Source organism: Streptomyces sp. NBC_00376, from assembly GCF_036077095.1.
Classification (GTDB): Bacteria; Actinomycetota; Actinomycetes; order Streptomycetales; family Streptomycetaceae; genus Streptomyces.
On record NZ_CP107960.1, the window covers coordinates 8,844,258 to 8,869,541 of the forward strand.

The following is a 25,284-nucleotide window of genomic DNA, read 5'->3' on the forward strand; positions in this document are numbered from 1 at the left end:
GGCTTTGTTAGGTCCTGTGGTGTGGTTCTGGTGTTGGTGCGGGTTGGCCGCATATCGAGCAGGCGCCGGTCCAGGTGGCCAGGAGGGCCTGAAGCGCGCGGAGGACCGCGTAGAGGGTCAGGCCGGCGCAGGCGCTTTTGGGTCGAGCCTGAGCATGGTGCAGAACGCCTGGGCGAGGGAGGCGAGGGTGACGTGGCGGTGCCAGCCGGGGAAGTTGCGGCCCTCGAAGTGGTCCAGGCCCAGACCGTCCTTGAGCTCGCGGTAGTCGTGTTCAACGCGCCAGCGGATCTTGGCGATGCGGACCAGTTCGCGCAGCGGGGTCTCGGCAGGCAGGGTGGAGAGCCAGTAGTCGGTGGGCTCGGCGGCGCCGGGCGGCCATTCGGCCAGCAGCCAGCACTCGGGCAGGGAGCCGTCGACGGCGCGGCGGATCGTCCGGTTTGCGGGTCGGACCCGCAGTGCCAGGAACCGCGAGCGCATCTCGGCGCGGGGATTGTGCTTCGTGGTCTTGCTTCCCTGGCGCCAGGTCACGGTTCGTGCCGCCGATCGCCCTGTGTCCAGGACGAGTTGGCGCAGAGTGCTGTGCTGACCGGGGTAGGCCGGTCCGGGCGGGCGGCCCTGGCCGCTGTAGGGCGGGCGCTCGGGGACGGCGTCGCCCGGGTAGGCGGTGGTGGTGCCCTTGACCGCGACGGCGTAGGCCAGGTCGCGCTCGGTCAGGCCCTCGCGGAAGCCGGTCGCGTCGCCGTATCCGGCGTCGGCGACCACCGGCAGGTCAGGAAGTTCCCAGCCCTCGCGGACCTCGTCGAGCATGTCCAGGGCCAGGCGCCACTTCTCCCTGTGCCGCTCGCTGTCGGGGATGGCCGCCTTGGCGCGTCGGCGCTGGATCGCCCCGGTCAGCAGCGCATCGCCGGTGTTCTTGGTGTCGTCCCAGCTCTCGGGCAGAAACAGGCGCCAGTTGACCGCCGAGGAAGCGTGGTCGCTGACCAGATTGACGCTGACGCCGATCTGGCAGTTGCCGCGCTTTCCCAGCGCACCGCAGTACATCCGCGCCACACCCGGTGAGTCGTAGCCGTCCTTGGGAAAGCCCACATCGTCGATCGCGTACGCCTCCGGCGAGATGTGAGCGGCAGCCCAACGAGCCAGCCGCTCACGGACCTTGGCCCAGTCCCAGGTCGAGGAGGCCACGAACTGCTGGAGCTGCTGGTGGTCCACGCCCAGGCGCTCGGCCATCGGCTGCATCGACTTGCGCTTGCCGTCCAGCATCAGCCCGCGCAGGTACAGCTCGCCCTTGGCTCGCTGATCCCGCCGGGCCAGAGAACCGAGCATCTCCGCCGCGAACGCCTCCAAGCGTGTGCGGACCGTGTCCATCTCCTCGGGCGTCACACCTGAAAGAACATCACAACCTATCTGGAGATGATCAATCGGGGTACCTAACAAAGCCCTACTAAGAGCGCTTCAGGAATCCCGAAGTTACGTCATAGAGCGGCAGAACGCCCGAAGGAGAAAAAAACTCCCTGGCCACAGGGTCGGGGACTCAGCCGGGCTCAGGGGAACTCACGGAATGTCGCACAAACCGCCGCTGTCTCTCGCTCTCCTGTCGTAACCGCAGCGAGGTGGGCGGGCCGGGGGCTGACTTGCAGGGCCGACCGGGCGCGCGTCACCCTGATAGTTGAGGGCAGGTGCTGACGTGCACACCAGCGACGAGATCTACCACCGGGTGCTCTGGGACCCGCGCTTCGACCCCGAGCGGTTCGTGATGGGGATCGCCGAGCGCGGGGCTCCGCCGAAGCGGGTCCTGCTCGGCGACTTCGTACCGGGCGGGGAGATCCCCTGGCACCGGGTGGTGTTCTTCGAGGCGGACGGCCAGGTCGTCTGGGACCGCGCCTTTGGCATCGACCGACTCGACGAGGCCCTCGTCGGGCAGGTCGGTCCCGTGCCGGCCCCGGCACCCGGCGACGTCCTCGCCGTCCCGTCGACGAACCGCACCGCCGTCGCCTGGCTGCCGCCGGCAAAGTTGTGGCCGCCGATCCAGCACATTCGCCGCGAACACGACCGGCAGATCCGCCGCTGGCCGCCGCACGTCAACGTGCTCTTCGGTTTCGTCCCCGAGGCCGAGTTCGCCCGGGCCCTGCCGCTGGTCGCCGCGGCGCTCGCCGAGGCGCCGCCGTTCACCGCCCGCCTGGCGGGCGTCCACTGGTTCGGACACCGCGAGGACGCCACCGTCTGGCTCGACCCGGCCGCCGCCGACCACGAGCCCTGGGCGCGGCTGCGGGAGTCCCTGGAGCTCCGCTTCCCGCTCTGCGGATCGCACTCGCACGGCTACACCCCGCACCTGTCCCTCGGCCGTGCCCCGGACCCGCACCCCCTCGCCCGCAAGGCGGAGGCCCTCCTCGGCCCCATGACGGCCCTGGTCGACGAGCTGGTCCTGCTCTCCCGGCGCGGCGACGAGCCGATGCGGGTCCGGGCCCGCGTCCTGCTCGGCAGCGGCGACGTACGTCACCCGGAGAATCCGGCCCTTCCGGGCAACCCTCCGCCACCACCACCCGTCTAGTCCCATACTTCGCGGTCGTTGATTTGTATGGTGTGACCGGTCCGGGGGTGTGGCGTTGGGTGGGGTGTGTCGATGACTTCCGCTGCGTCCTGAAGTCCGCCGCCGATGCCTTCGAGCACGGCTACGCACCCTGGCTCGTCACCGACGTCTTGGTGAGCGACGCCGGCCCGGACGTCCACGATGCTGGACTCGTCGTCGCCCGCCGCCTGATCGGGACCGGGCAACTCGTCACCGCAGAGCATGTGGTGGGGCAGCTCACTGCGTACGCAGGGGCCCCGGTGCTGGAATAGCCTCATGGCCGACACACCGTTCCACACCGGTTCGCCCATCACCCACGACACGGACCTGATCATCATAGGCGGCGGACCGGCCGGCTGCGCCGCCGCCCGCATGGCCGCCAGCGTCGGCATGCGCTCGGTCCTGATCGAGCCGGACACCCTGTGCCGCAGCCTGTACCGCATCCCGGCACTGAACAACGTCCTCGGCGGCTGCACCAGCGGCCCCGAGCTCGCCGACTCCATCACCACGGAGCTGAAGAGCACTCAGCTGTGCCGCCTGGAACTCGGCCGCCACGCCGTCGAACTCCGCGCCGCCGACGACCACGTCACCGTCACCCTGGACACCGGTACCCGCCTGACCGCCCCGTACACGGTTGTCGCCACCGGCGTCGGCCCCCTCCAGCCACGGGACGCCGCCTGGATCACCGCCCCCAGCAGCCTCACCCTGCCCCCGCTCTGGCAGGCCGACGCGGACGACGCCGAAGGCCGTACCCTCCTCGTCCTCGGCGGCGACCGCCCGATCGGCACCTTCCTGCGCGCCCACCCGACCACCGAAACCCGCCTGCTCGTCGCTCACCCCGCGGCCGACGAGTACAAGACCGAGGAGATCCGCGACGATCCCCGCGTCACGCTCCTGCCCGTCGAGCACCTGACCCTGCACCCCTTCGAAGAGGCCACGGCGACAGCGGACGCGCTGACCCGGGACGGCGGACCATGCACGGTCACGGCAGACGCCGTCTACGTGAGCATCGGGAACGCGCCCACCGCCCCGTCCGGCGACCTCAGCCGCGACGGGAACGGCTACTGCCCGCCGACCGGCCAGCACCCCCGCATCATCGTGGCCGGCGACCTGCGCTCCGCCCGCTTCCAGCGGATCATGACCGCCCTGGGCTCCGGCAGCGAGGCCGCGCTGCACGCCTACTACGCCGCGCGGGAGCTGCTGCCCTGATACGTGGAGGTCGGTCCGGGAGCATCCCCGCGAGCGCGGGGATGCTCCCGGACCGACCTCCATTCGAACCGGGGCGGTTCATCCAGCCGCTCCTCTACGGCTTGCGTCGTCAGCTCTGTCCGTCCTGCCTCTCGCCATGTCTGCGCCACCGACTGCACTTCTTTATGTGCGCGGTGTTGTTGGTCTGGTTGTCGGTTTCGCGATTCCGTGGCGTCGCTCGCGGTGGCGGGCCACGGCGTCGTTGTTGGCGCAGCGCACAGAGCAGTAGGCGCGTCTGCCGTTGCGGGAGGTGTCGACGAAAGCCAGAGCGCAGTCGCGTCGTGCACAGCGTCCCAGCCGCTCGGCGTCGGCGGAGCAGATGACGTAGGCGAGTCCGGCCGCGGTGATGGCGCGGATGTGCGCGGCCGGGTCGGCGCCGGTGGCGCTGTAGTGCAGATGGGGCTGTCCATCGTGCAGAGAGATAAGGGGGCTGCTCGAAGCGTCGGCGAGGAGCGCATTGACCGCATCACACCGCACGTCGAGGTTCTGTCGCCCGAAACATGCGGCCAGGCGCCGGCTCCATGTCCAGATGGTCTCGGCCTGCGCGGTGGTGAGCGTGCGGTTCACCACTCCATGCACGGCCAGGAGCGGTTCCAGGTCTGCGGAATGGGGTGCCTCGGTCAGGTTGACCAGGTCAGCGGCGAGTCGGGCGGCCTCACCGCCGTAATGGTTGAACTGCATAAGACAATTACATCATCGTGTGGCCCCGGGGCGCACCGGGGCGACAGGCTGAGCGCCGTATGGCCGTCGTGGCCTGCAGGACGACACCGGATACGACGAGATCTCGGAGGCACGATGGTGCAGGCTGTCCGCTTGCTGCGGCAGGGGACCGCGACGGCGCCGGTGTTGATGCTGGTCCAGATCGCCAGTCTTCAGGCCGGGGCGGCCGTCGCGAAGGAGGCGTACGCGTCCGTCGGTCCCTCGGCTCTGGCCGGTATGCGGCTGTTCTTCTCCGCTGCGATCCTTTGGCTGCTTGTCCGGCCGTCACTGCGCAGGGTCACGGCGGTGCAGTGGCGTGCAGTGATCCCGCTCGGCTTGGTCTTCGCGGCCATGAATGTGGCGTATTTTCAGGCCATCAGCCGCCTGCCGATCGGCGTGGCCGCGACCGTGGAACTGCTCGGCCCGCTCGCCTTGTCGATCGCTCTGTCCCGTCGGCTGGAGCATCTCGTGGTGGCGTTGCTGGCGCTGGCGGGCGTATTGCTGCTGACGGGCCCGGGTGCCTCGCTGTCCGTTGCCGGGCTGGTGCTGGGAGGTGCCGCCGCGCTGTGCCGGGCCGGGTATGTGGCCCTGAGCCGGCGGGTCGGACGGCTGTTTCCTGACTGGACGGGCCTGTCGCTGGCGCTGGCCTGCGGTGCCTGCGTCCTGACCCCAGTTTCCGCTGTCACGGACGGCGTTGCGGTGGCGACCCACCCGGCGGTTCTCCTCACCGGTCTCCTCGTGGCTCTTCTGTCCTCGCTGATTCCGTACGCGCTGGACATGACGGTGCTGCGGCGTATCGATGCCGGCGCCTTCGGGGTGCTTCTCGCACTGAGCCCCGCCGTGGCGGCGGCCGTCGGTTTCCTTCTGCTGCGCGAGCAGCTGACCGTACGCCAGCTAGTAGTGCTTGGTCATGTTGGTGCGGGGTCTGGCATGTTGCGGTGACAGGTGGGGCAGGCGCCGGTCCAGATCGCGAGGAGTATCTGCAGCTCGTGGACGACTCGGTAGAGGCTCAGGCCGACGCCGTCTCTTTTGGGGATCGGCTCAGTCGCTGCAGGGTGCAGAAGGCGTGGGCGACCGAGACGAGGGTGACGTGGTGGTGCCAGCCTGGCCAGGTTCGGCCTTCGAAGTGGGCCAGGCCCAGGGCCTGTTTCATCTCGCGGTAGTCGTTCTCGATGCGCCAGCGGAGCTTCGCGGTGCGCACGAGGACGGGCAACGGGGTGGTTGCGGGCAGGTTGGAGAGCCAGAACTGCACGGGCTCGTCCTGGTCGGCGGGCCATTCGGCCAGCAACCAGCGGACCGGAAGCTCGGTGGCGGCCGTGGCCTTGCGGATCTCGCGTCCGGCGGGCCGGATCCGCAGGGCCACGAAGCGCGAGTACATGCGTTTGTGCCCGCTGCGGCCACTGCCCGGCCGTGATCCCTCCCTCCACTGCACCGGCCGCGCGGAAGACTTTCCGGCCGCGATGACCAGGCTCTTCACCCTCCGGGCCGGCTCGGGGTAGGCAGGAACCGGCCGTCTGCCCCGGCCTGTGCAGGCCGGGGCAGACGGCTGTGCGTCCTCGGGCTGTGCGGTGGTCGGGGTCGAGATGCCCACCACGTAATCGAGACCGCGTTCTTCCAGGCCGAGCCGGAAGGCGGCGGTGTCACCGTAGCCGCCGTCGGCGATGTCCTGGGGCACCTCGATGCCCCAGGACCGCGTCTCGTCGATCATGTCGAGGGCCAGCTGCCACTTCTCGACATGGCCCACCTGGGCAGGGATGGCGCACTTGCCACGGCGGGCCACTTTGGCCTGATCGGCCTTCGGCGAGGCGGGATCCCAGCTCCCGGGCAGGAACAGACGCCAGTTCACCGCCGCCGAGGCGCCGTTGGAAGCCAGGTGCAGCGACACCCCGGCCTGGCAGTTGGTGACCTTGCCCGCAGTGCCGGTGTACTGCCGGGTCACACACGCCGACGCATCCCCGTCCTTGAGGAACCCGGTGTCATCGATGATCGACGCGGTGGGCTTGACGACCGGCTGCATACGCCAGGCCAGACGGGCCCGCACATGCGCCGCATCCCACGGGCTGGAGGTGATGAAGTGGGCCAGCGCCTGCCGGTTCCCGTCTTCGCCCAGGCGGGCGGCCATCGGTTCCACCGACTTGCGCCCGCCGTCCAGCAGCAGGCCCCGCAGATAGACCCCACCCCACCGACGCTGATCCGCTCGCGCGAACGGCTCGAACATCTCCGCCGCGAAGTCCTCCAGATCACACCGGACCGCAGCCAACTCCCCACTCAGCACGTCCTGTCAACGACACGACCCATCAAGAAGACACGCCATCGCAGACCGCACATGACCAAGCACTACTAGTAGGGCTTTGTTAGGTACCCCGATTGATCATCTCCAGATAGGTTGTGATGTTCTTTCAGGTGTGACGCCCGAGGAGATGGACACGGTCCGCACACGCTTGGAGGCGTTCGCGGCGGAGATGCTCGGTTCTCTGGCCCGGCGGGATCAGCGAGCCAAGGGCGAGCTGTACCTGCGCGGGCTGATGCTGGACGGCAAGCGCAAGTCGATGCAGCCGATGGCCGAGCGCCTGGGCGTGGACCACCAGCAGCTCCAGCAGTTCGTGGCCTCCTCGACCTGGGACTGGGCCAAGGTCCGTGAGCGGCTGGCTCGTTGGGCTGCCGCTCACATCTCGCCGGAGGCGTACGCGATCGACGATGTGGGCTTTCCCAAGGACGGCTACGACTCACCGGGTGTGGCGCGGATGTACTGCGGTGCGCTGGGAAAGCGCGGCAACTGCCAGATCGGCGTCAGCGTCAATCTGGTCAGCGACCACGCTTCCTCGGCGGTCAACTGGCGCCTGTTTCTGCCCGAGAGCTGGGACGACACCAAGAACACCGGCGATGCGCTGCTGACCGGGGCGATCCAGCGCCGACGCGCCAAGGCGGCCATCCCCGACAGCGAGCGGCACAGGGAGAAGTGGCGCCTGGCCCTGGACATGCTCGACGAGGTCCGCGAGGGCTGGGAACTTCCTGACCTGCCGGTGGTCGCCGACGCCGGATACGGCGACGCGACCGGCTTCCGCGAGGGCCTGACCGAGCGCGACCTGGCCTACGCCGTCGCGGTCAAGGGCACCACCACCGCCTACCCGGGCGACGCCGTCCCCGAGCGCCCGCCCTACAGCGGCCAGGGCCGCCCGCCCGGACCGGCCTACCCCGGTCAGCACAGCACTCTGCGCCAACTCGTCCTGGACACAGGGCGATCGGCGGCACGAACCGTGACCTGGCGCCAGGGAAGCAAGACCACGAAGCACAATCCCCGCGCCGAGATGCGCTCGCGGTTCCTGGCACTGCGGGTCCGACCCGCAAACCGGACGATCCGCCGCGCCGTCGACGGCTCCCTGCCCGAGTGCTGGCTGCTGGCCGAATGGCCGCCCGGCGCCGCCGAGCCCACCGACTACTGGCTCTCCACCCTGCCTGCCGAGACCCCGCTGCGCGAACTGGTCCGCATCGCCAAGATCCGCTGGCGCGTTGAACACGACTACCGCGAGCTCAAGGACGGTCTGGGCCTGGACCACTTCGAGGGCCGCAACTTCCCCGGCTGGCACCGCCACGTCACCCTCGCCTCCCTCGCCCAGGCGTTCTGCACCATGCTCAGGCTCGACCCAAAAGCGCCTGCGCCGGCCTGACCCTCTACGCGGTCCTCCGCGCGCTTCAGGCCCTCCTGGCCACCTGGACCGGCGCCTGCTCGATATGCGGCCAACCCGCACCAACACCAGAACCACACCACAGGACCTAACAAAGCCCTACTAGAGGTTCTGGATCTCTGACCGGCCCGGCGGGCGGTGTCTGCTGGGGCAGGGCGTGTGTGGTCCGGTCGGTGCTGTGGTGACCCCTACGACACCTCCGACCGATCAGGTCTGTGGAAAGACCGGTGGCGCTGGGTGCCGGCCGGTCCTCGCACGTTCTGCCCTCATGGGTCCGTCGAGTTCGGGATCCTCGGTGGATGAGCTGCCGCACGGTGACGCGTTTTTCCTCACGAGCTTCGAGCTCTGGACACGGCGTGCGCCCGTGCGGTCCGGCGGTGCCGCGCACGGCTGATGAGGTGGCGGGCCTTGGAGCCCTGGAATTAGTGCGCCGTGCGGCCCCGCGTGCTCGCGTTCGAGAACAGCACTGGCGAAGGGGCGGGATCCATGGACGTGTACTGCGGGATCGACTGGGCGGAGGGACACCACGACGTCGCGATCATCGACAACACCGGCAAGCTGCTGGCCAAGTGCCGAATCGACGACGACCTGGACGGCTACCAGCTGCTGCTGGACCTGATGGCCGATCACGGCGACAGCGCCGAGACGCCGATCCCTGTGGCGATCGAGACCAGCCGCGGCCTGCTGGTCGCCACGTTGCGGACCGGGGCCCGGCAGGTGTTCGCGATCAACCCGATGGCGGCCTCCCGCTACCGCGACCGGCACGGAGTGAGCCGCAAGAAGTCCGACCCTGGCGACGCCTTGGTCTTGGCGAACATCATCCGCACCGACATGCCGATGCACCGGCCTCTGCCCGACGACGGCGATCTGGCCCAGGCCATCGCCGTCCTCGCCCGCGCCCACCAGGACGCGGTCTGGAATCGGCAGCAGATCGCCAACCAGCTCCGCTCGCTGTTGCGCGAGTACTACCCGGCCGCCCTGGAGGCATGGCGGCACAAGGCTGGCGGACTGACCCGGCCCGACGCGCGGAAGATCCTCGCTGCGGCGCCGACCCCGGCCACGGCCGCCGAACTGCAGCTCTGGAAACTCAAGGTGATGATGCACAGCGCCGGACGCAAGCGCGGCATCAACGAGGATGCCGAGAGGATCCAGACGCTGCTCCGGCAGCCGACCGCCCGGCAGTTGCCAGCAGTCGAGGAGGCCATGGGCATCCAGGCCAAGGCCCTGCTGGTCCAGTTGAACGCGGTCTGCAGGGCCGTCGACGAGCTCGCCAAGGCGGTCGAGCGGACCTTCCGCACCCACCCCGACGCGCCGATCATGCTGAGCTTCCCCGGCATCGGCGCACAGGTCGGTGCCCGCCTCCTGGCTGAGATCGGTGATGACCGCACGCGCTTTGCCACTGCCGGCGGACTGAAGGCATACGCGGGCGCGGCGCCCATCACCCGGGCGTCTGGGAAACGCAAATACGTCGGGCGCCGGTTCGTGAAGAACAACCGGCTCAACCACGCGGGATACCTATGGGCCTTCGCCACCCTTACTCACTCGAAGGGTGCCAACGCTCATTACCGACGCCGACGGGAGGCCGGAGACTGGCATGCCCAGGCCCTGAGGCACCTGTTCAACCGGATGCTCGGGCAGCTGCACCACTGCCTGCTGCACCGCTGTCACTTCGAGGAAGGCACAGCGTTTCCCCCACCTGTCCCCACTGGCTGAACCGAGCTTCAGGAGCCGATGTCCCGGGCTTCGTAGCCTTCCAGCCCAAGGGCCAGCAGGGGCGGCACCAGTGCGTGGAGGTACCAGCTCACATCGGTGAAGCCGGCCGAGCCTGGCAGGCTCCGCCGGTTAATGGTGGGGCTAAAGCTGCAGGCTGTGCGGTGCGGGAAGAAGAGGAGCTGACCGCCGGTGCCCGCTTGCGCGTGGTAGACGCAGACGGCGACGTGGTACTTCGCAGCATGCTCGGGCGCGTCCAGGAAGGCCAGGACCTCCCCCGTGTGGTCGTTGGTGGTCGACTGCCAGTCGTACAGGTCATTGTCGTTGACCATGTACGAGAGCGGCTCCTCCAGCGACCACCCTGAGGTGGCCAGAGCCTCGACGATGGTCCGGACCGTGATCTCGCGCGCAAACGTGAAGTCGATGTCTGCGGTTCTGGACGACACAGAGGCTCCTGGTAAGGCGATCAGCGGCACCGCATCGTCGCCGACGGCGTGGATGGCTGTCGATTGATTTGACGGCTTAGCTGCATGAGGTGTCTTTGTGCGCGATAGTCGTACTAGGAGGTTGACGGTTCGAAGCCGGGCGGCGCGGCCGTTTGCTCGGCGCCTGTACGGTCGGGCACGACCACGGGCCGACATAGGCCGACCACAGGCCCGACCACGCAGGCCAGGGCCCTCGGGACTGGGCCCGGCAGCAGCGACCCAATCGGGCACGCTCGTTGCCGGTGCACGCCACCAGTCGGGATCCGACGTTGCGCAAGGGAACGGGAGTGGCGCGGCCAAGTGCCGGCCGCGCAGGAGGCAGCCGCCGCCGGACGCTACCTCTCCGCCTGGCCCGCCCTCACCCTGCGGGCTGAAAAGACCCCTCCAATTGAGGCGTTCCTCAGCGAAACAAGTCGGGGGCGGGTAAGAACCAGGCCAGAGCCCAGCCACAAACGGCGACGGTCTGTAGGGGATGATGGAGAAGACGGCGGAGCCTGAGGACAGTTACGAACTCGTACCGCTCAGCTCACCAGCGGGGACCTACAACCTGACTGAGCTGCGCGAGCGCAAGAAGCGCCGAGAGGTGAGTGAGCGCTATACGCCGCTGCCGACCGATATGGCAGCGTCAAAGCTCCCGTGGAGGACTCGTAGCGGTCCTCACTGACATGAACGGCCCCCACATCAGTCATCGATGTGGGGGCTCTCCTCGTTCGTTGACACAGAATGCCAGTTGCCTGGCTGCCAGTAGCCTCCCGCCATGGGAGAAACCGAGGTCCGGGTCGTGGTCCGTAAGTTCGATGGCAGCCTGCACTGGCACCACTCGATGGTGTGGTTGGGCGAGGACGAGTTCGGGGTCTGGCTCGGTGCGCCAATCGGGACGATCTATAGCAAAGGCGGGAAAGGGGAGGTTTACACAATCGAAGAGCAACGAGTCATGCTCTTTCCACACGGAGCCTGGTGGACGGCCCGGTTCCAGGCAGCTCCAGCCCACCTGGACGTCTATTGCGACGTCACCACTCCTCCCGATTGGCCGCACAAGGGAGAAGTGACCACGGTGGACCTGGATCTGGATGTCTGCCGGATACGGCAAGACGGATCCGTCTTCGTGGACGACGAGGACGAGTTCGCCAGTCATCAGAGGCAGTACGGCTATCCACGAGACGTCATCATGCATGCGGAGAGTGCCGCCGCGTGGCTGTCAGCCGCGCTGCACGACGCTGCAGAACCCTTCGGAAGCCGCTACCGCACATGGCTGGACCGGGTCAGCTGAGATTGGCTTCGGTGTTGGTCAGGCTGCGATAGCGAGGGAGCGTCCGCCCTCAGCGGATGCCCTTCTCGCAGCGGCCGACACCCCGTTGCGGCCCGGTGCACGGGAACCCGGCGGCCAGCGGGGTCGGTGATGCGCTGCCCGTACGATGACCGGCGTGACCGTCCGCCGTGCCCTTGGCGCAGGCCCCCAGGCTCCCGCGCCCAGCATCCGCGCCGCCCAGGCCGACCTGCTCGACGCTCTCCCCGGAGAGCGCCTGTCCGACCTCGATGAACTGCGTGCCCGAGGCGTGCTCGGCACACGCCCGGCTGCGCCCCCGTCCCCGCGACGGACCCTCGGAACCGGCGGCCGCGCCGACGACGAGCTGCCCCACCATCCGGCCTGACCTTTGATGCCGCTTTCCCGGTGTTGTTTTCAGGGAATCGGCTGAGATCTGCTTCCGGCTGGGCCTGTTCAGCCAGGAGCGCCTCGGGGATCGGCGGCCGGCCAGTCCCTCTCGCGCGCGTCGGCGGGTCCGCGCGCACCGGTGTCTCGGTGTTCGCCGCGACGCGATGCACAGAGCGCCATGGCATCCGCCCAGCACTCCGGGAATGGACGGACGAGCAGACGCGACTCGCGTTCTGCACCCCAACCGTCTACCAGCGCATGCCGAGCTTGACCACCACGGGCTTGTCAGTAGCGTTCTGACGGCCCGGCAGGACGTCTCCGCCCTTCGTCACGACCTGGCGGCCTCCGTGGTCGCCAGCCGGGCCTTCTTGCGCTTGCGGACCCACTTGATCGAGCCGAAGACTGCAGTGATCGCGATGGAGAGGATGGTGCACACCGGCGCGAACTGCCGCGCCAGCTCGATCACCTGGTCCATCCGGAACCGCAGCAGAAGCCCCGCAGCCGTGCAAAGCGCCACGAGCACGGTGACCCCCACACCCACGTGGTGGTCCTGGACCCATACGTCAGCGGCCGTCAGCCGACGCCGCGCGAATGCCGGCGCCCCCTTCAGCACCTGGGCGGCACGCCACGTCCGCGAGCGGACCTCCAGGAGATTCAACCAGCTCACGCGGCAACCCTCCCGGCCTGACGCGGCGCCTTCCGCGTGTGCAACTCCCCTGGGATCCAGATACGGCCATCGCCCGCAGCCTCGTAGAGCGCCGTCCTGAAGCGCGTCAGCCGATTCCGCACGGTCCCGTGGGTGATGTGCAGCTTGTCGGCGGTCTCCAGGCCCTTGAAGCCCATGACCGTCAGCCGCACGACGGCCTGAGTCTCCGGCGCCTGCTCATCGAGGATCTCCTCGAGGTCCGTGCCGAAGACCTCGGAGTCCACCACATAGTCGGTGGCGCCGAGCAGCCGCCCGATCCCCACCTCGTTCGCAGCGCCCTCTGTGAAGTCGTAGACGGCGTGCAGCCGCGCCCACTTCACCCGGTCCTGCGCCCACTTCACGTACGCCCGGCGGAACACCCAGACGCACAGGGTGATGAAGTACGACGCCAGGCAGCTGGCCCCACGCGGACCGCTGTAGTCCACCCTCCAGCCGCACTCCCGCTTCAGGTCGCGCTGAAGCTTCCGCAGCGCCTCCATCACCATGTCCACCATGACCGTGTCCCGCGCTTCGCTGCTGCTCTTCAGCAGGAGCAGGTCGTCGGGGTGCACGAAGAACTTCCGCCCCTGACGCTCGGAATGCCTCAGGGCGAGTCGGGCGAGCGACCCTTTACGGATCATTCCGAGCACGATCGGCTGCACCTCTCGGTACAGCTCGTCCTCGAACACCTTGTAATCCCGCCCCTCGAACCGGTGGTAGGCCAGTTCCTCGATCCGCGCGGCGTCGCGTCGGAGCCGAGCCGCACGGTCCCCGGTCAGCTCCGCGGCCACGATCTCGTTGATCTCGTTGATCTCGTCTTCGGTACTCATGGCATAAGCCCCCTCGGTCTGGATCCACTGCCAACCCCGACGATGTTCTTGTCGCGCGGGAGGTCTGTTAGCAGTTGCCTCGTTGTATAGGAGGGGTGTGCGGGCAGATCCTGCGAATGTCACACGTGATTTGAACTTTCCTCAAAAGAACGAAGCGAGATTTCGGAGCAAGGCTCTGACCAGGGAAAACGCGAGCCGAGGTCAGGCCGGCGAACCGGCCGTGCCCTTGGCGCAGGCCCTCAGGCTCCCGCGCCCAGTATCCGCGCCGCCCAGGCCGACCTGCTCGACGCTCTTCCCGGAGAGCGCCTGTCCGACCTCGATGAACTGCGTGCCCGAGGCGTGCTCGGATCCAGCCCGGCTGCGCCCCCGTCTCCGCGGCGGATCCTCGGGGCCGGTGGGCGGCACCCTCATGGGGTGCCGCCTACCGGGCGTGGGTGGTGTTGGTGTCAGCTGACCTGGAGGGTCAGGTTCTTCGGCCAGCCGGCCTGGTCGAGGCGGGAGAACAGGTCCTTGAGGTCGGCGGGCTTGAGCTTGATGCAGCCGTTGGACTTGTAGTCGAAGTCGGCGTCCCAGCGCCAGAAATCGTCTTCCTTGAGGGGAACGTCGACGGCCTGCGTGCCGTCGGCGAGCATCTCGCTGTGGACGAACATGTCGGTGCGCTCGACGGGCTTCTGGCCGGCCTTGGGTGTGCAGGTCTTGTTTTCGAGCTGGATGGCGTAGCCCTGGATCTGCACATTGGGGTTGTAGTTCCACCCTCCGCGGTTGGTCTCGTGCCCCTTGACCTTGTAGGTCCCGTTGGGCAGCCAGCCCTCGTTGGAGAGGCAGGTGTCCTTGCTGCCCATGCCAGAGTTGGCGCGGTAGGTCTTGACGGCCTTGCCGTTGTGGACGAGGGCGAGGGTCGAGTACATCGGGTGCTTCTGGTTCTTGGTGAACTTCAGGGAGTACCCGGTGGGGCCGGGCTGGGCGTTCCCGGTGCCGGTGCCGGTGCCGGTGCTGGGCCGGGCGCTGGCGGGCGCGGTGATCAGCGCGATCCAGGTGGCCGGACCGGCGACCCCGTCGGCCTGCAGCCCCCGGTTCCTCTGGAAGGCCTGGACGGCAGCCGCGGTAAGGCCCCCGAAGGACCCGTCGGCCGTCAGTGAGTACCCGCGGGCGGTGAGCAACTGCTGGAGGGCGGTGACCGCGTCTCCTTGGCTGCCGGTGCGCAGGGTGGTGGTCAGAGCGTTCCAAGTGTTCGGACCGACGACGCCGTCGGCCTGGAGGCCCTGCTCGGTCTGGAAGGCCTGCACGGCGGCCGCAGTGAGGCCTCCGAACTCCCCGTCGGCGGTCAGAGGGTGCCCGTGGGCGGTGAGGAGCTGCTGGAGCGCGGTGACAGCGGCCCCCTGGCTGCCGTGCGCAGGGTGGGCCACTGCTGGTCCCTGGAAGCGGGGGTGGTGGAACGGGCGGCTGAGGCTGCCGGGTCACTGCTGCTGGCGGTGGCGGTGTCGGGGGCCTGCGTACCGAGCGTGGCGAAGGCCGCGATGGCGAGGGCGGTCGTGGTGAGGGTGGCCCAGAGAGTGCGGGGAGCACGGTTCATGACCGTAGATCCTTTTCGTGTCGTGTGGGCCCGGCCGGCCGGGCCGCACCTGGGCATGGCGCGGCCCGGGGACCGGGAAGGGGGTGTGGGATGGTGCGGTGGCGGCTGCCCCGCGCCGGTGGGCGGGGGCGGGGCGGGGGATCAGATGAAGGTGATGTCCCAGTGGACGCCGCCGCTGCGCGGGACCTCGTAGACGTACTCGGCGGAGATCCCGTTGAGGGTGCCGTGCCAGCGGGCGTCGGTGCCTCGGGGGGCGCCCTTGCGCTGGGTGGTCTTGATCCAGTTGGTCACGCAGCTGCCCTCGTCACGGGTGCGCAGGTCGAGCTTGTAGCCGCCTGCGTGGGAGTGGTTGCCCCTGGTGCTGTGGCCGGACTCGGTGCCGCCGGTGATGACGATGGTGCACCCGCCGCTGGCCTTCTTCAGAGCGATGACACCCTGGACCGTGCGGGCACGGACACCCGCCAGAGAGGTCCGCCCGACCGGGGCCTTGATCCCGGCCGCGGCGAGCTGCGTCAGGGCCTGGCGCTGGGTCAGCCTGCCGTTCGCCGGAGCGGGCGTGGTCGGGGCGGGCTGGGTCGTCTTGGTCCCGTTGACCAGCTTGTTCCACGTCTTCGGACCCACGACCCCGTCCGCGGTCAGGCCGTGGGACCGCTGGAACGCAGCCGTCGCGTTCCGGGTGGCCGGACCGAACGCACCGTCCACCACGATGCGGTTCCCGTACCCGGCGAGCTGCGCCTGGGCGGCCTTCACCGCGGATCCGTTCGCGCCCTGGCCAACAGTGCGGACCAGCTTGTTCCAGGTGTTCGGGCCGATGATGCCGTCCGCGGTCAGGCCATGGGACCGCTGGAACGCGGCGGCGGCGTTCTGGGTGTTCGGGCCGTAGATCCCGTCGGCGGTGACGGACTGGCCGGCCGCGGCCAGCAGGTGCTGGGCGGTCGTGACGTTCACGCCCCGCGCCCCGCTCTTCAGCAGCGGCCAGACAGCCGCGGCCGGAGCAGGCGGCGTCGTTGTACCCGTTCCCGGAGGGGTGGGGGACTGGCCGGGGGCGAGGTGGGCGAGGCCGCGGAGCTGGGTCAGCGTGCCCTTGTAGACGTTGATGTCGGCTTTGCCTCGCAGGCCGGGTACCGTCCCGTTCTCGGTGTACTGCCAGATCGACCAGTACCTGCCGCCGACCGGAGCGGGCTCACGCGTTCCGCTCTCGTAGCGGGGCTGCCACAGCGGGCTGTTGGCCAGGGCGCCGGTGTTGCCGCGCAGACAGGTGTCGGCGAAGTCCTTCGAGGTGTAGACGATGGGGTTCACCCCGAACGCCTGACGGGCCTTGGTGAGGAATGCGGCGACCTGGGTGTTGTTCACCCCGGCCGGGCACCGGCCGCGGATCTTCTCCAGGTCGACCACCGGCGGCAGCTGCCCGGCACGCTTGCCGTCGTAGCCGGCGGCCCGGGCCGTACGGACGAAGTGATCGGCCTGGGCGGCGCCGGAACCGGAGTCGTAGAAGTGGTACGGCGCGACCATCAGCCCGGCCCGCGACGCCCCCGCGAAGTCACCGGCGAACATCGGGTCGCGGTAACCGGCGCCCTGCGTCGCCTTCTGGAACACGAACGAGTACCCCGCCCTCACGGACGCCGACCACTGGATCGGGTGGGAGTTGTGATGGCTCGTGTCGAACCCCTTCACCCCGTACGCGGCCGGGCTGTTCGCCTGCGCCTCCTCGTTCCCGGAGAAGCTGATCAGGCCAAATCCAGCGGCCGCGACCGCCACCATGGCACCCGCCTGAAGACCCGTCTTCTTGCTGATGATGCGCACGACTTCACCCCTCGTCAGACCCACCGGCACACACCCGGCAGGCAGTTTGCGCCGCGCCTTTGCGGCGTCGACGAGATGAAGATTCGGGGTACCGCCGTCCCACCGGTAGCCTGATCGCCATTCCAGCCGTACCGCGCCGTCCCGGCCGTTCCACAAGGCCCCTGACCTGCGAAAAGAAACGGCTCTGGAACACGACGATCATCGGTACAGGGGGGAAGACCCGTGCGACCCGAACAAGGCGACATGCCACCCGCGCAGCCACTGCCAGAAGTCACCGCACTGCTCCAGGCACTGCGACAGATCAAGGCATCCAAGAACCTCTCCCTGGACGCCTTCACCCACGACACCGGCTACTCCCGCTCCTCCTGGAACCGCGTCCTCAAAGGCACCGCATTCCCACCCCGGACAGCGGTAGAACGCCTCTGCACCCGCCGCGGCCTCGACAAGAACACCCTGCTCGGCCTCTGGGACACCGCCGACCAAGCCCGCCGCGCCGCAGACACCCAAGAGGAGACACCGCCGGAAGCGGCGTCCACTCCCGCACCGGCAGACCCCGCACCAGGCGTACCGGACCCCACACCGCCGACAGCAGCCCCGGACCCCACACCCGCCCCCGCAACTCCGAAACCCGCAGCGGCCAGCCCGGACCCCGCACCATCCACGCCCGGCCCGGTCGAACCGGCAACGCCGGCCGCTGCCCCCCCCAGAAACCATCCACGTCCAGCCCTGCCGAACCAGCAAAGCCAGCAGCTGCCTCCCGCAGCCGGGTCAAAACCCTCGCGCTGATCGCCGCCACCCTCGCCGCGCTGCTGCTCGTCGGACGCTGGTACTCGGTCCACGAAACGAAGGACTCCGCCGTCTCCCAGCCCGGGACCGGCGGCGACAACCGTCCCGGCGACGAGCAGCCAGTGGTCGACGAAACTCCCCTGCCCCCGAAGAACAGCACCGCACCGACCACGGCCCCGAAGGACGACGAGAAGAAGAACAAGGACCAGGACCCCACGGGCGAGGAAGACACGAACACGAAGTCACCGCGCCCCAGCAGTTCAGCCAAGGACGAGGCATCTTCCCCAGCCTCTGCTTCTGCCTCTCCCAGTACGGCCGCCTCGCCCGGCGCCGCCGGCCGCGCCAGCTGCCGCTACAACTGGGACCGCACCCAGGTCATGGCCAAGGGCATGGTCGGCTCGAAGGTGAAGCAGATCCAGTGCCTGCTGAACTCCAACTACGACTACACGCTCACCGTCGACGGCAACTTCGGAGAAGGCACCGACACCGCCGTACGTGCCGTTCAGAGCTGCAGCGGCCTTAAGCCCGATGGCCAGGTCGGACCCCAGACCTGGAAGTACCTCGACACCCCCATGTCCGGCTGCGGCCACTGAGCCAGGTGCTGTTCGGTCCAGGCGCAATGGCTTGACGCGATGTGAGACTTGCAGCATGGATATGGGGCGTGAGTCGCGGTGGGAAAAGGACGCAATGACGGTGGAGATCGTTTTTGCTCTGGTGACTGCCGTCGTGCTGGCTGCGGCGGTCTTTGCCGTCGCTCTGGCTCTCGCACTGGCTTTTGGCGTCTCTGGTCCAGCGGGGAAGGGCGCGTTGGTGGGAGGTGCGCTGCTCGGAGCGGCGGCCGGAATGTGGCGTTTGGTGCGGGTGCTGCGTCGGTTCGACGCACAGCGCCGTAAAGGTCACTGACCGCAGGCCTCCTCCTTGGGGTCGGTAGCCCGCTGGCGGTTGTTCCAGCATGTGGTGCCGGAGGCACCCCCGCGGCCTCAGGGTGGCGGTGTCGGCGTCGGCATGGTGACCCTGCCCTGGGCCCGCCGATGTCCCGGAGCCGGAATCTCTTGCGGCACCTGTTGCGTCATGCCCCGCAGGTTCTCCTGCGGCATCTGTTGCACCCCCTCCGCGCGACGCCAGGCGTCTACGCAGGTCACCATGCTCGTAGGGGCGTGGTCGGGGTGCTGACATCCCCTCTGCGCACCCCCCTGCCGCCCGAACTGCCGAAATGGAGAGGGTGGGGGCGGGGCGGGCGGAGCGCTTCGGGGATCGGCGGCCGGCCAGTCCCTTCTCGCGCGTCGGCGGGGCCGCGCGCGCCGGTGCTCGCACCCCTGGCCTGTTGGGCCGGTCTGGGCTGCCGACGTCAGGCGTGCCGAGTGCGGTGGCTCCGGTCAGCGCCGGGCGCGGCACCATCTACGACCCGCGCTGCAGTGCCTGCGCGGACGTCCGCCCCGTGCTCCTCGGCAGGCCGGTGGAAGATGCGGGTGACCGTGTGCAACGGCGCCCCGGCCTGACCCCGGAGTGGGGTAGGCCGGGGCGCCATCGGAGCAGGTCAGGTTCCGAGGTATTCCAGGAGCCAGCTGACCGGCACGTCGTCCGCCGAGTCGGCGGCAGCCGTTTTCATGCGGCCGATGAGGACCTTCCGGGTGCCGGGTGGCAGCTTCTCGGCGAGGCGGTCGCCGTTGTCGGGGACGTTGCGGGGCTGCACGCCGCTCCAGGAGCCGCTGGTGTAGATGCTCACGCCGAGCCTGACGTCTGCGTAGGCGCAGCCGAAGCTGAGCCATGTGTCGCCCCAGGGGCCCGCGTTGGGCGGAGGCACGGTCAGGATGATCGTGTGCTTGTAGTGGATGAGCCCACCAGCCTCGGTGAACGCGAAGCCATGCGGGATCTGGTCGAGTTGGAAGCTGTTGGCCACTAGCTACTCCTTGCTCAGCAGGGGAGCGACACATCACACGGTAGGAACCCAACATCCTGATTTGTTATTTTTTATGGCTAAACCAGCGATACGAGTGGAGCTGGTGCGCCCCGCACTGCCCCACACGCCCGCGTACCCCCTGCTGTCAACTGGTCTCCGGCGCGAAAGCCTTGGCCTGAACACGGATCTGGCCGGCGCACGGGCGACATTTCCGGTGGTCCAACTTCGTGGGAGTTCTCGCTTCTGTGTCCGGGATGGTTCTCAGTCTGGTGTCCGGGCCTGGGCGCTGTGGGCCGGGCCGGTTCGGGTGCTTCTATGGGGTGTTGAGCAGTGATGGCCAGGCGCTGGTGCTGGACAAGCAGTGAGGATTGGCTGGTCACTGGGTGAGGATTACCTGGTCAGGGAAGTGAGAGCTCCCACATCCGAGTACCGCTTCGTGTACTTGCTTCCCATCTGGCACTACTTCCTCCGGACCTCGGATCCCAGTCTCCAGGTGTCCAAGATCAAGGGGCGGCTTCAGTGTTCCCTGGCCCACGACATCGACACCGGGCGCACCGACCCCTGCGACGCCGCAGACCGCATTCGGTCCTGGCGGATCTGACAACCACCCAACAGTCCCCGCGCGATCGAACGGCAGCCATTTTTTGGGTCGTTCCGGGTCCGCAGCGTGACAGGCCGACGCGGCTAGGCGTGCGCTGCGTGGATGTGGCTGATGTAGCCGCCGCGCTCGTCCCGGCCGAAGACCCCCTCTGGACGGACCGCCGGAACAAGTCAACCAGCTCAGAGTGGTCCGGGGCGGCCTCCCCACCGATCAAGGCCAGCAGATCCTGGCGGTGCTCGATATGGGTCAGCGCCCGGACGGTCAGAACGTCTGCGCACGTCCCGGTGATATCGGCTTTGACCTCCGCGTACATGTTCGTGATGAGGTCGAATTTCATCGGCTGACCATCCACGTTCAGTCGTGCGGTGGCCGGGTGCGCCCGCCCGTCGGCGGACTCGGCACTGTCCCGGTGCACCGCAACGAACGGGGCCGCCTGGTGGGGGAGGCTCTCGTGTTCCGGGCCGTGCCGGCGGGCTCAGTCGGTCGAGTTCGGGCGGTCGGCGGCGGCGACGAGGTCGGCGAAGGTGAGCGGTTCGCCCGGGGCAGGGGCGGGCGCCGGTGCGGACTGCGTGGTCAGGCCGTCGAGGGCAAGGTCGAGATGGCGGTGCAGCAGCGTGCCGTCCGCGTCGAGCCGGGAGAGACCACCGGGCAGGGGGCGGGACAGCCGGATCGACAGGAGGATCAGGTCCCCCGCCCCCACCTCGGGGCGCAGCCTGCCGGATTCGTGCGCCGCGCGGATCAGGTGGTCGAGCGCCCTCGATGTGCGGGTCCGGCTTTCGATCAACTTCTGGTCGACAACGAGCCGTTCGAGCAGCACCGGGATTACCGCGCCCATCCGGAGGCCGGCTGCCGCGTGGACGAAGCGCCGTACCGCGTCGTACGCGTCACCTTCCTCCCGCGCCGCCTGGTGGGCCGCGGCCTCAAGGCGTGAGAGCAGGTCGCCGGTGAGATCACGCACGAGTGCCTCGCGGTCGGCGTAGCGACGGTAGAGCGTGGCCGGCCCCACACCCGCCCGGCGCACGATCAGGTCCAGCGGGGCGTCCAGGCCCCGCTCCAGGAACACATCGCGGGCGGCATCCAGGATCCGTCGTCTGCTGCGTTCGGCGTCCGCCCGCATGAGATCCACCTTCCATCAATGAAGCGGAGAACTTCTCTCCGTCTATGCTAGCGTGCCGTAGGCGGAGAAAATTTCTCCGCTTCGCTCGAAAGGGGCTTCGTCATGACCACTGGCGCGCTGAATATCCGCACTGTCATCGACGGTGTCGAGTACGGGGACGATGCCGTTCGGCAGTGGGAGCTGGACCGTTCACGGGCGGCGCTCACCCTGCTGAAGCAGCGGATCGGGGACGAGCGGATGCGGGAACTCCTCGCCCCCGATCTCGCCGCGTCAGACGCGGTGATGGCACCGCTTCCGAACGGGTCCGGAGGAGCCTGGCGGTCGGCCGTCACCGAAATGACAGTCGCCGGGATCGACATGGACCGGTTCCTCACCTGGTGGCAGGGCCGGCTCGCGGGCGGTGACCGGTCCGCGCTGCTCTCCGCCAACCCCGAGCACTACCTCGCCGACTCCAGCGGCGGAGTGGTCGAGATCATCGAGACCATAGGATCCGGCCCCCTCCGGTTCTTCCTCACCTTCCACGACGGCGTCGAAATCGCGGACGAGGGCCACGAGGAGTACCCCGTACGCATCGGCGGCACCGGACGCCTCGGTGACGGCACGGAGATCGCCCGCGTCATGCATGAGTTCGGCGACGGCCCCGACGGCTTGCGCATCCGTCTGACCATCCAGTTCCCGGCCAACGCCCCTGAGCACGTCTTCGTTGGACATCAGTGGCACTTCGCCTGCGAGTTCACCAACTGGCTGGAAGGCGCGCACGCCCAGGCGTGAGCTCCTTCCGCACGCAGGCGGGGATCCCCTGGCGATCAGGGGATCCCCGCCGCCAAGGGGGATCCCGCGCCCCGGGCTCTCCTCTGCGCGGCCCGGCGAACAGCGATTTTCGATAGGACCATGTCCATGGCAATAACAACTCCGGCCGTGCCGGCGCAGGCCGACCCGCCCACCACCGCAGAATCCGGCATCCTGCGTCGCGCAGCCTGCGAATTCGGCCTCACCGGCCTTCTGCTGTTCTTCGTCGTCACCGGCGTGCGCTGGCTTATTGCACCCGACTCACCGATCTCCGTCCATGACATCCACTACGCTCTCGCCATCCTTGGCGTCACCATCGGTGTGCTTCTCATGGTGTTCATGATCTCCCCACCCGGCCGGCGGTCCGGCGGACACCTCAACCCCGCCGTCACCATCGCGCTGTGGCGGCTCGGCGCCTTCCCGGCCCGCGCCGTCGTCCCGTACGTCACGGCCCAACTGGCCGGTTCCGTCGCGGGAACGGCGCTCGGCCGACTGGTCTGGGGACCGGCAGTCTCCCGCGTCCCCGTCGGCTACGCGACCGTCCACGCCGACCCGGCATGGGACGCCACCGCGATCCTCACGGCGGAGACCGGAGTCCTCGTCCTGCTGACCATGATGCTCTCCGTGCTCCTGGCACACCCGGCCGGCCACAGACTGCTCCCCTGCGCGGTGGGCCTCGCCACCGCGGTCATCATCGCGACGTTCGGTCCCCTCAGCGGCGGATCGGCCAACCCGGCACGACAGTTCGGTCCGGCGCTCCTGGCCCAGGACACCACCCACCTGTGGATCTACCTGCTCGCTCCGGTGCTCGGCGTGGTGCTGGGAGCAGCCCTCGTGGCTCTGGCCAAACCCCTGACCGCACAACGGCCCCGGTGCTGACAAAGAGGGAAATCACCAATCGGCTATCGCGACGGACCGGAACGTCGGCCCATGAACCGCCCCGGGTTTGATGGAGAACCTCGGGCCTCGCCGGCAGGCTCGCCCAGGCCGGGCGGCGACGCAGCCCACTCATCGAATGGAGCGGCTCGGACGAGACACAGCCGGTGAGTCACGTCGAAGACTGCCTGGGGTTCATCATCCCGATTCTCTGACCCGGCGTGCCCCCGAGGCGAAGGACCTCGGACGGCCGCCCGCCTCGGCTGTGTTGACCTAGGGTGCGGCCTGACCCCGGTCAGCCACAGGCACGGATCCGCCCCGAACAGCGGGTCCGTGCCCCAGGCCCCTGAAAGGTGCCTCAAGACATGTTCTCCACTTTCGATCTCGAGTTCGCCTGGATCGGCCTCGGCGCCGCAGTCGTCCTCACGGTCGTCCTCCTGGCGACCGACGCGCTGCGCAGCGACCACGCCCTCTCCCGGTGGAAGGACCCCTCCTGCCTGGGCTGGCTCGCCGTCGTGATGTACCTGTTCCACATCTTCGAGGAGTACGGTATCGCCGCCGACGGCGCCCGGCACGCCTTCCCCGACTCGCTGTGCACCACGCTCGGCCTGGGCACCTATCCCGACTGCGCGATCCCGACGGAGTTCTACCTCTTCGTCAACATCGGGCTGACCTGGGTCGTGGCGGTGCTCTGCGCCCTGCTCGCACGCAGGTACGTGATGATGGGGTTCGCCTTCTACAGCCTCGTCATCGTCAACTGCTTCTTCCACATCGTCCCCGCCCTTGTCACCGGAACGTACAACCCGGGACTGCTGACCTCGGTCGCGATGTTCCTGCCCGCCTCGGCCTGGGTCGTCAACGTGTTCCTCAAGCACCGGGAACCGACACTCGGCGTGGGGCGCCTCCTGGGCATCGTCGGCGTCGGCCTAGCCGTCAACGGCTCCCTGCCGCTCACCGGCATCCTGGGACCGACCAGGCCTCTGACCGCAGTACGCCGCACCCCGCAGCGTCAGGGCTGTCGTCGTGAAGTGGTAGTCGCTGAAGCGGGTGAGTGCTTCCAGCCGTCTGTGCCGTAAGCCGCCGGCCGAGGCTTCCCGGCTGCACCAGGTTGTCCAGCGCTGCATGTACGAATTGGCCCATCCAGCTTGGACAAACGGGCCGTCGGCGACACAGAAACGGCGCCGCACCGGGTGGGGTGCGACGCCGTAGAGGGCAGGCGGGGGAATCAGCGTTTCCGGCGGGAGGCGAGGTCGATCGGCGGTTCCATTGCACGCTGTCGGCGGGCCGCCTTCTCCTGGCGTTCCTTTTCGTGCTGCGCAACCCGGCGCTCGTAACGGTCCTGGAAGTCCGGGTGGTCGAAGCGGTCGTCGTCGTCCATCGCCTCGATCGCAGCCAGCTGGTCCGCTGGAGTGCGGAAGCCGGCGATGAGCGGGCTCAGGCGGTAGACACCGTTGCCTTCCTTCCACACCATCTGCGCGAAGCCAAGGTGCTGGAGCCCCCGGGAGGGCACTGTCACGTTGGCTGGCCGGGTGGGATGATCTTCGGGTTGATCATGGTGGAGGGGGTTGTCCGTGGGCAGTACGCCGCCGCCGTATAAGGGGCACCGGTACCCAGTCGAGATCATCGCGCACTGCGTGTGGCTGTACTTCCGCTTCCCGCTCAGCCTCCGCGAGGTCGAGGAGCTGATGCTGCAGCGCGGCGTGATCGTCTCCCACGAGACCGTCCGCCGCTGGTGCCTGAAGTTCGGGCAGTCCTACGCCAACGGCCTGCGCCGCCGACGGCCCCGGCCCGGCGACAAGTGGCACCTGGACGAGGTCTTCATCAAGATCAACGGAGAGCAGAAGTACCTGTGGCGGGCCGTTGACCAGGACGGCAACGTGCTCGACATCCTCGTACAGAACCGGCGGGACACCGCTGCGGCCAGGCGGTTCTTCCGTCGGCTCCTCAAGGGAATCGGGGCCGTGCCGAGGGTGGTCGTCACGGACAAGCTCCGTTCCTACGGCGCGGCCCACCGCGAGGTCATACCCTCCGTCGAGCACCGTGCCCACAAGGGCCTCAACAACCGGGCTGAGAACAGCCACCAGCCCACCCGACAACGCGAACGCGCCATGAAAGGCTTCCGCTCCGTCGGCGGAGCCCAGCAGTTCCTGTCCGCGTTCAGCGGCATCTCACCCCACTTCAGGCCCCGCCGCCACCTGATGACCGCCAGCGAATACCGCACCGAGATGACCATCCGCTTCGCCAGCTGGGATCAGGAAGATCGCCAAACGGGGCGG

27 protein-coding genes and 1 pseudogene are annotated in these 25,284 nt (G+C 68.6%); 14 read left to right on the forward strand and 14 right to left on the reverse strand.

The genetic code is table 11. The annotated features are described in order from the left end of the window. Positions 1–117: 117 nt before the first annotated feature. Positions 118–1,380 carry an IS701 family transposase gene (locus OG842_RS39845; protein ID WP_443063949.1) on the reverse strand — a complete coding sequence of 421 codons (1,263 nt, stop codon included), beginning with the start codon at positions 1,378–1,380 and terminating at the stop codon, positions 118–120. A 304-nt stretch (positions 1,381–1,684) separates the two neighbouring features. On the opposite strand from OG842_RS39845, the gene OG842_RS39850 reads away from it, so the two are divergent. The 3 genes from OG842_RS39850 to OG842_RS39860 are packed head-to-tail and all read left to right on the forward strand — an operon-like array spanning position 1,685 to position 3,775. Continuing rightward, positions 1,685–2,548: an RNA repair domain-containing protein gene (locus tag OG842_RS39850; RefSeq protein WP_443064043.1), complete on the forward strand. Its 864-nt coding sequence runs from the start codon at positions 1,685–1,687 to the stop codon at positions 2,546–2,548. A 59-nt stretch (positions 2,549–2,607) separates the two neighbouring features. Next, on the forward strand, positions 2,608–2,838 hold the full coding sequence (locus OG842_RS39855; RefSeq protein ID WP_266733982.1) for an isochorismatase family protein: 231 nt from the start codon (positions 2,608–2,610) through the stop codon (positions 2,836–2,838). Between the two features lie 4 nt (positions 2,839–2,842). Continuing rightward, complete coding sequence (locus tag OG842_RS39860; RefSeq protein ID WP_266733980.1) at positions 2,843–3,775, forward strand: FAD-dependent oxidoreductase; 933 nt, start codon at positions 2,843–2,845, stop codon at positions 3,773–3,775. 162 nt (positions 3,776–3,937) lie between these two features. Here the strand turns inward: OG842_RS39860 and OG842_RS39865 are convergent, their stop codons facing one another. Then, a complete protein-coding gene (locus tag OG842_RS39865; protein ID WP_266733978.1) occupies positions 3,938–4,495 on the reverse strand; it encodes a CGNR zinc finger domain-containing protein in 558 nt (185 codons plus the stop codon). 114 nt (positions 4,496–4,609) lie between these two features. On the opposite strand from OG842_RS39865, the gene OG842_RS39870 reads away from it, so the two are divergent. Beyond that, positions 4,610–5,455: an EamA family transporter gene (locus tag OG842_RS39870; protein ID WP_266733977.1), complete on the forward strand. Its 846-nt coding sequence runs from the start codon at positions 4,610–4,612 to the stop codon at positions 5,453–5,455. A gap of 67 nt (positions 5,456–5,522) precedes the next feature. Here the strand turns inward: OG842_RS39870 and OG842_RS39875 are convergent, their stop codons facing one another. Then, positions 5,523–6,788, reverse strand: a complete 1,266-nt coding sequence (locus OG842_RS39875; protein ID WP_443064044.1) for an IS701 family transposase — start codon at positions 6,786–6,788, stop codon at positions 5,523–5,525. 130 nt (positions 6,789–6,918) lie between these two features. Here OG842_RS39875 and OG842_RS39880 point away from each other — a divergent pair, with 130 nt between their 5' ends. Next, positions 6,919–8,181 (forward strand): IS701 family transposase, encoded by a 1,263-nt coding sequence (locus OG842_RS39880; RefSeq protein WP_443063949.1) that lies wholly within the window; start codon positions 6,919–6,921, stop codon positions 8,179–8,181. Between the two features lie 504 nt (positions 8,182–8,685). Further along, positions 8,686–9,912 carry an IS110 family transposase gene (locus OG842_RS39885; protein ID WP_266733975.1) on the forward strand — a complete coding sequence of 409 codons (1,227 nt, stop codon included), beginning with the start codon at positions 8,686–8,688 and terminating at the stop codon, positions 9,910–9,912. A gap of 8 nt (positions 9,913–9,920) precedes the next feature. Here OG842_RS39885 and OG842_RS39890 read toward each other — a convergent pair whose 3' ends face one another. Then, positions 9,921–10,355, reverse strand: a complete 435-nt coding sequence (locus tag OG842_RS39890) for a hypothetical protein (protein WP_266733973.1) — start codon at positions 10,353–10,355, stop codon at positions 9,921–9,923. Positions 10,356–11,151: 796 nt separating this feature from the next. Here OG842_RS39890 and OG842_RS39895 point away from each other — a divergent pair. Continuing rightward, entirely contained in the window at positions 11,152–11,664 is a 513-nt protein-coding gene (locus OG842_RS39895) for a DUF402 domain-containing protein (RefSeq protein ID WP_266733972.1), read from the forward strand. Between the two features lie 49 nt (positions 11,665–11,713). Here the strand turns inward: OG842_RS39895 and OG842_RS39900 are convergent, their stop codons facing one another. From OG842_RS39900 to OG842_RS39930, 7 genes are all read right to left on the reverse strand, one after another. Continuing rightward, positions 11,714–12,037, reverse strand: a complete 324-nt coding sequence (locus OG842_RS39900; protein ID WP_266733970.1) for a hypothetical protein — start codon at positions 12,035–12,037, stop codon at positions 11,714–11,716. A 339-nt stretch (positions 12,038–12,376) separates the two neighbouring features. After that, a complete protein-coding gene (locus OG842_RS39905; RefSeq protein WP_266733968.1) occupies positions 12,377–12,715 on the reverse strand; it encodes a hypothetical protein in 339 nt (112 codons plus the stop codon). After that, positions 12,712–13,563: a hypothetical protein gene (locus tag OG842_RS39910; protein WP_266733966.1), complete on the reverse strand. Its 852-nt coding sequence runs from the start codon at positions 13,561–13,563 to the stop codon at positions 12,712–12,714. Before OG842_RS39910 ends, OG842_RS39905 begins: the two co-directional genes overlap by 4 nt. Before the next feature lie 201 nt (positions 13,564–13,764). Further along, positions 13,765–13,974, reverse strand: a complete 210-nt coding sequence (locus OG842_RS39915) for a hypothetical protein (RefSeq protein WP_266733965.1) — start codon at positions 13,972–13,974, stop codon at positions 13,765–13,767. Between the two features lie 35 nt (positions 13,975–14,009). Then, complete coding sequence (locus OG842_RS39920) at positions 14,010–14,969, reverse strand: L,D-transpeptidase family protein (protein WP_266733964.1); 960 nt, start codon at positions 14,967–14,969, stop codon at positions 14,010–14,012. Then, entirely contained in the window at positions 14,888–15,136 is a 249-nt protein-coding gene (locus tag OG842_RS39925; protein ID WP_266733963.1) for a hypothetical protein, read from the reverse strand. The genes OG842_RS39920 and OG842_RS39925 overlap by 82 nt, the downstream gene beginning before the upstream one ends. Positions 15,137–15,277: 141 nt before the next feature. Beyond that, positions 15,278–16,939, reverse strand: a complete 1,662-nt coding sequence (locus OG842_RS39930; protein ID WP_323185820.1) for a GH25 family lysozyme — start codon at positions 16,937–16,939, stop codon at positions 15,278–15,280. 243 nt (positions 16,940–17,182) lie between these two features. Between OG842_RS39930 and OG842_RS45420 the strand changes: the two genes are divergently transcribed. The 3 genes from OG842_RS45420 (at position 17,183) to OG842_RS39940 (ending at position 18,628) form a co-directional block, all read left to right on the forward strand. After that, on the forward strand, positions 17,183–17,725 hold the full coding sequence (locus OG842_RS45420) for a helix-turn-helix transcriptional regulator (protein ID WP_353962605.1): 543 nt from the start codon (positions 17,183–17,185) through the stop codon (positions 17,723–17,725). A gap of 122 nt (positions 17,726–17,847) precedes the next feature. Continuing rightward, entirely contained in the window at positions 17,848–18,318 is a 471-nt protein-coding gene (locus OG842_RS39935; protein ID WP_266733962.1) for a peptidoglycan-binding domain-containing protein, read from the forward strand. 55 nt (positions 18,319–18,373) lie between these two features. Then, positions 18,374–18,628 carry a DUF6332 family protein gene (locus tag OG842_RS39940; RefSeq protein WP_266733961.1) on the forward strand — a complete coding sequence of 85 codons (255 nt, stop codon included), beginning with the start codon at positions 18,374–18,376 and terminating at the stop codon, positions 18,626–18,628. Positions 18,629–19,262: 634 nt separating this feature from the next. On the opposite strand, the gene OG842_RS39945 is transcribed toward OG842_RS39940, so the two are convergent. Both OG842_RS39945 and OG842_RS39950 read right to left on the reverse strand, forming a co-directional pair. Continuing rightward, positions 19,263–19,625, reverse strand: a complete 363-nt coding sequence (locus OG842_RS39945) for a hypothetical protein (RefSeq protein ID WP_266733959.1) — start codon at positions 19,623–19,625, stop codon at positions 19,263–19,265. Positions 19,626–20,701: 1,076 nt separating this feature from the next. Further along, positions 20,702–21,343: a TetR/AcrR family transcriptional regulator gene (locus tag OG842_RS39950; protein WP_266733957.1), complete on the reverse strand. Its 642-nt coding sequence runs from the start codon at positions 21,341–21,343 to the stop codon at positions 20,702–20,704. A gap of 102 nt (positions 21,344–21,445) precedes the next feature. On the opposite strand from OG842_RS39950, the gene OG842_RS39955 reads away from it, so the two are divergent. The 3 genes from OG842_RS39955 (at position 21,446) to OG842_RS39965 (ending at position 24,084) form a co-directional block, all read left to right on the forward strand. Further along, positions 21,446–22,114 (forward strand): hypothetical protein, encoded by a 669-nt coding sequence (locus tag OG842_RS39955; RefSeq protein WP_266733955.1) that lies wholly within the window; start codon positions 21,446–21,448, stop codon positions 22,112–22,114. A 126-nt stretch (positions 22,115–22,240) separates the two neighbouring features. Next, the gene (locus OG842_RS39960) at positions 22,241–23,011 is read left to right on the forward strand and encodes an MIP/aquaporin family protein (protein WP_266733954.1); all 771 of its coding nucleotides are present in this window, start codon (positions 22,241–22,243) and stop codon (positions 23,009–23,011) included. A 362-nt stretch (positions 23,012–23,373) separates the two neighbouring features. Then, a complete protein-coding gene (locus OG842_RS39965; protein ID WP_266733952.1) occupies positions 23,374–24,084 on the forward strand; it encodes an HXXEE domain-containing protein in 711 nt (236 codons plus the stop codon). A 149-nt stretch (positions 24,085–24,233) separates the two neighbouring features. On the opposite strand, the gene OG842_RS39970 is transcribed toward OG842_RS39965, so the two are convergent. Then, complete coding sequence (locus OG842_RS39970) at positions 24,234–24,479, reverse strand: hypothetical protein (protein WP_266733950.1); 246 nt, start codon at positions 24,477–24,479, stop codon at positions 24,234–24,236. A 100-nt stretch (positions 24,480–24,579) separates the two neighbouring features. Between OG842_RS39970 and OG842_RS39975 the strand changes: the two are divergent. Then, positions 24,580–25,260: pseudogene (locus OG842_RS39975) on the forward strand (IS6 family transposase); the annotation flags it as partial. Between the last annotated feature and the right edge of the window lie 24 nt (positions 25,261–25,284).

Coding starts and splice junctions, on each gene's coding strand:
- OG842_RS39860 (WP_266733980.1), top strand. CDS start 2,843: ATGGCCGACACACCGTTCCACACCGGTTCGCCCATCACCCACGACACG.
- OG842_RS39865 (WP_266733978.1), bottom strand. CDS start 4,495: ATGCAGTTCAACCATTACGGCGGTGAGGCCGCCCGACTCGCCGCTGAC.
- OG842_RS39870 (WP_266733977.1), top strand. CDS start 4,610: ATGGTGCAGGCTGTCCGCTTGCTGCGGCAGGGGACCGCGACGGCGCCG.
- OG842_RS39885 (WP_266733975.1), top strand. CDS start 8,686: ATGGACGTGTACTGCGGGATCGACTGGGCGGAGGGACACCACGACGTC.
- OG842_RS39895 (WP_266733972.1), top strand. CDS start 11,152: ATGGGAGAAACCGAGGTCCGGGTCGTGGTCCGTAAGTTCGATGGCAGC.
- OG842_RS39900 (WP_266733970.1), bottom strand. CDS start 12,037: ATGGTGGGGCAGCTCGTCGTCGGCGCGGCCGCCGGTTCCGAGGGTCCG.
- OG842_RS39910 (WP_266733966.1), bottom strand. CDS start 13,563: ATGAGTACCGAAGACGAGATCAACGAGATCAACGAGATCGTGGCCGCG.
- OG842_RS39915 (WP_266733965.1), bottom strand. CDS start 13,974: ATGAGGGTGCCGCCCACCGGCCCCGAGGATCCGCCGCGGAGACGGGGG.
- OG842_RS39925 (WP_266733963.1), bottom strand. CDS start 15,136: ATGAACCGTGCTCCCCGCACTCTCTGGGCCACCCTCACCACGACCGCC.
- OG842_RS45420 (WP_353962605.1), top strand. CDS start 17,183: ATGCCACCCGCGCAGCCACTGCCAGAAGTCACCGCACTGCTCCAGGCA.
- OG842_RS39940 (WP_266733961.1), top strand. CDS start 18,374: ATGGATATGGGGCGTGAGTCGCGGTGGGAAAAGGACGCAATGACGGTG.
- OG842_RS39950 (WP_266733957.1), bottom strand. CDS start 21,343: ATGCGGGCGGACGCCGAACGCAGCAGACGACGGATCCTGGATGCCGCC.
- OG842_RS39955 (WP_266733955.1), top strand. CDS start 21,446: ATGACCACTGGCGCGCTGAATATCCGCACTGTCATCGACGGTGTCGAG.
- OG842_RS39960 (WP_266733954.1), top strand. CDS start 22,241: ATGGCAATAACAACTCCGGCCGTGCCGGCGCAGGCCGACCCGCCCACC.
- OG842_RS39965 (WP_266733952.1), top strand. CDS start 23,374: ATGTTCTCCACTTTCGATCTCGAGTTCGCCTGGATCGGCCTCGGCGCC.
- OG842_RS39970 (WP_266733950.1), bottom strand. CDS start 24,479: ATGGTGTGGAAGGAAGGCAACGGTGTCTACCGCCTGAGCCCGCTCATC.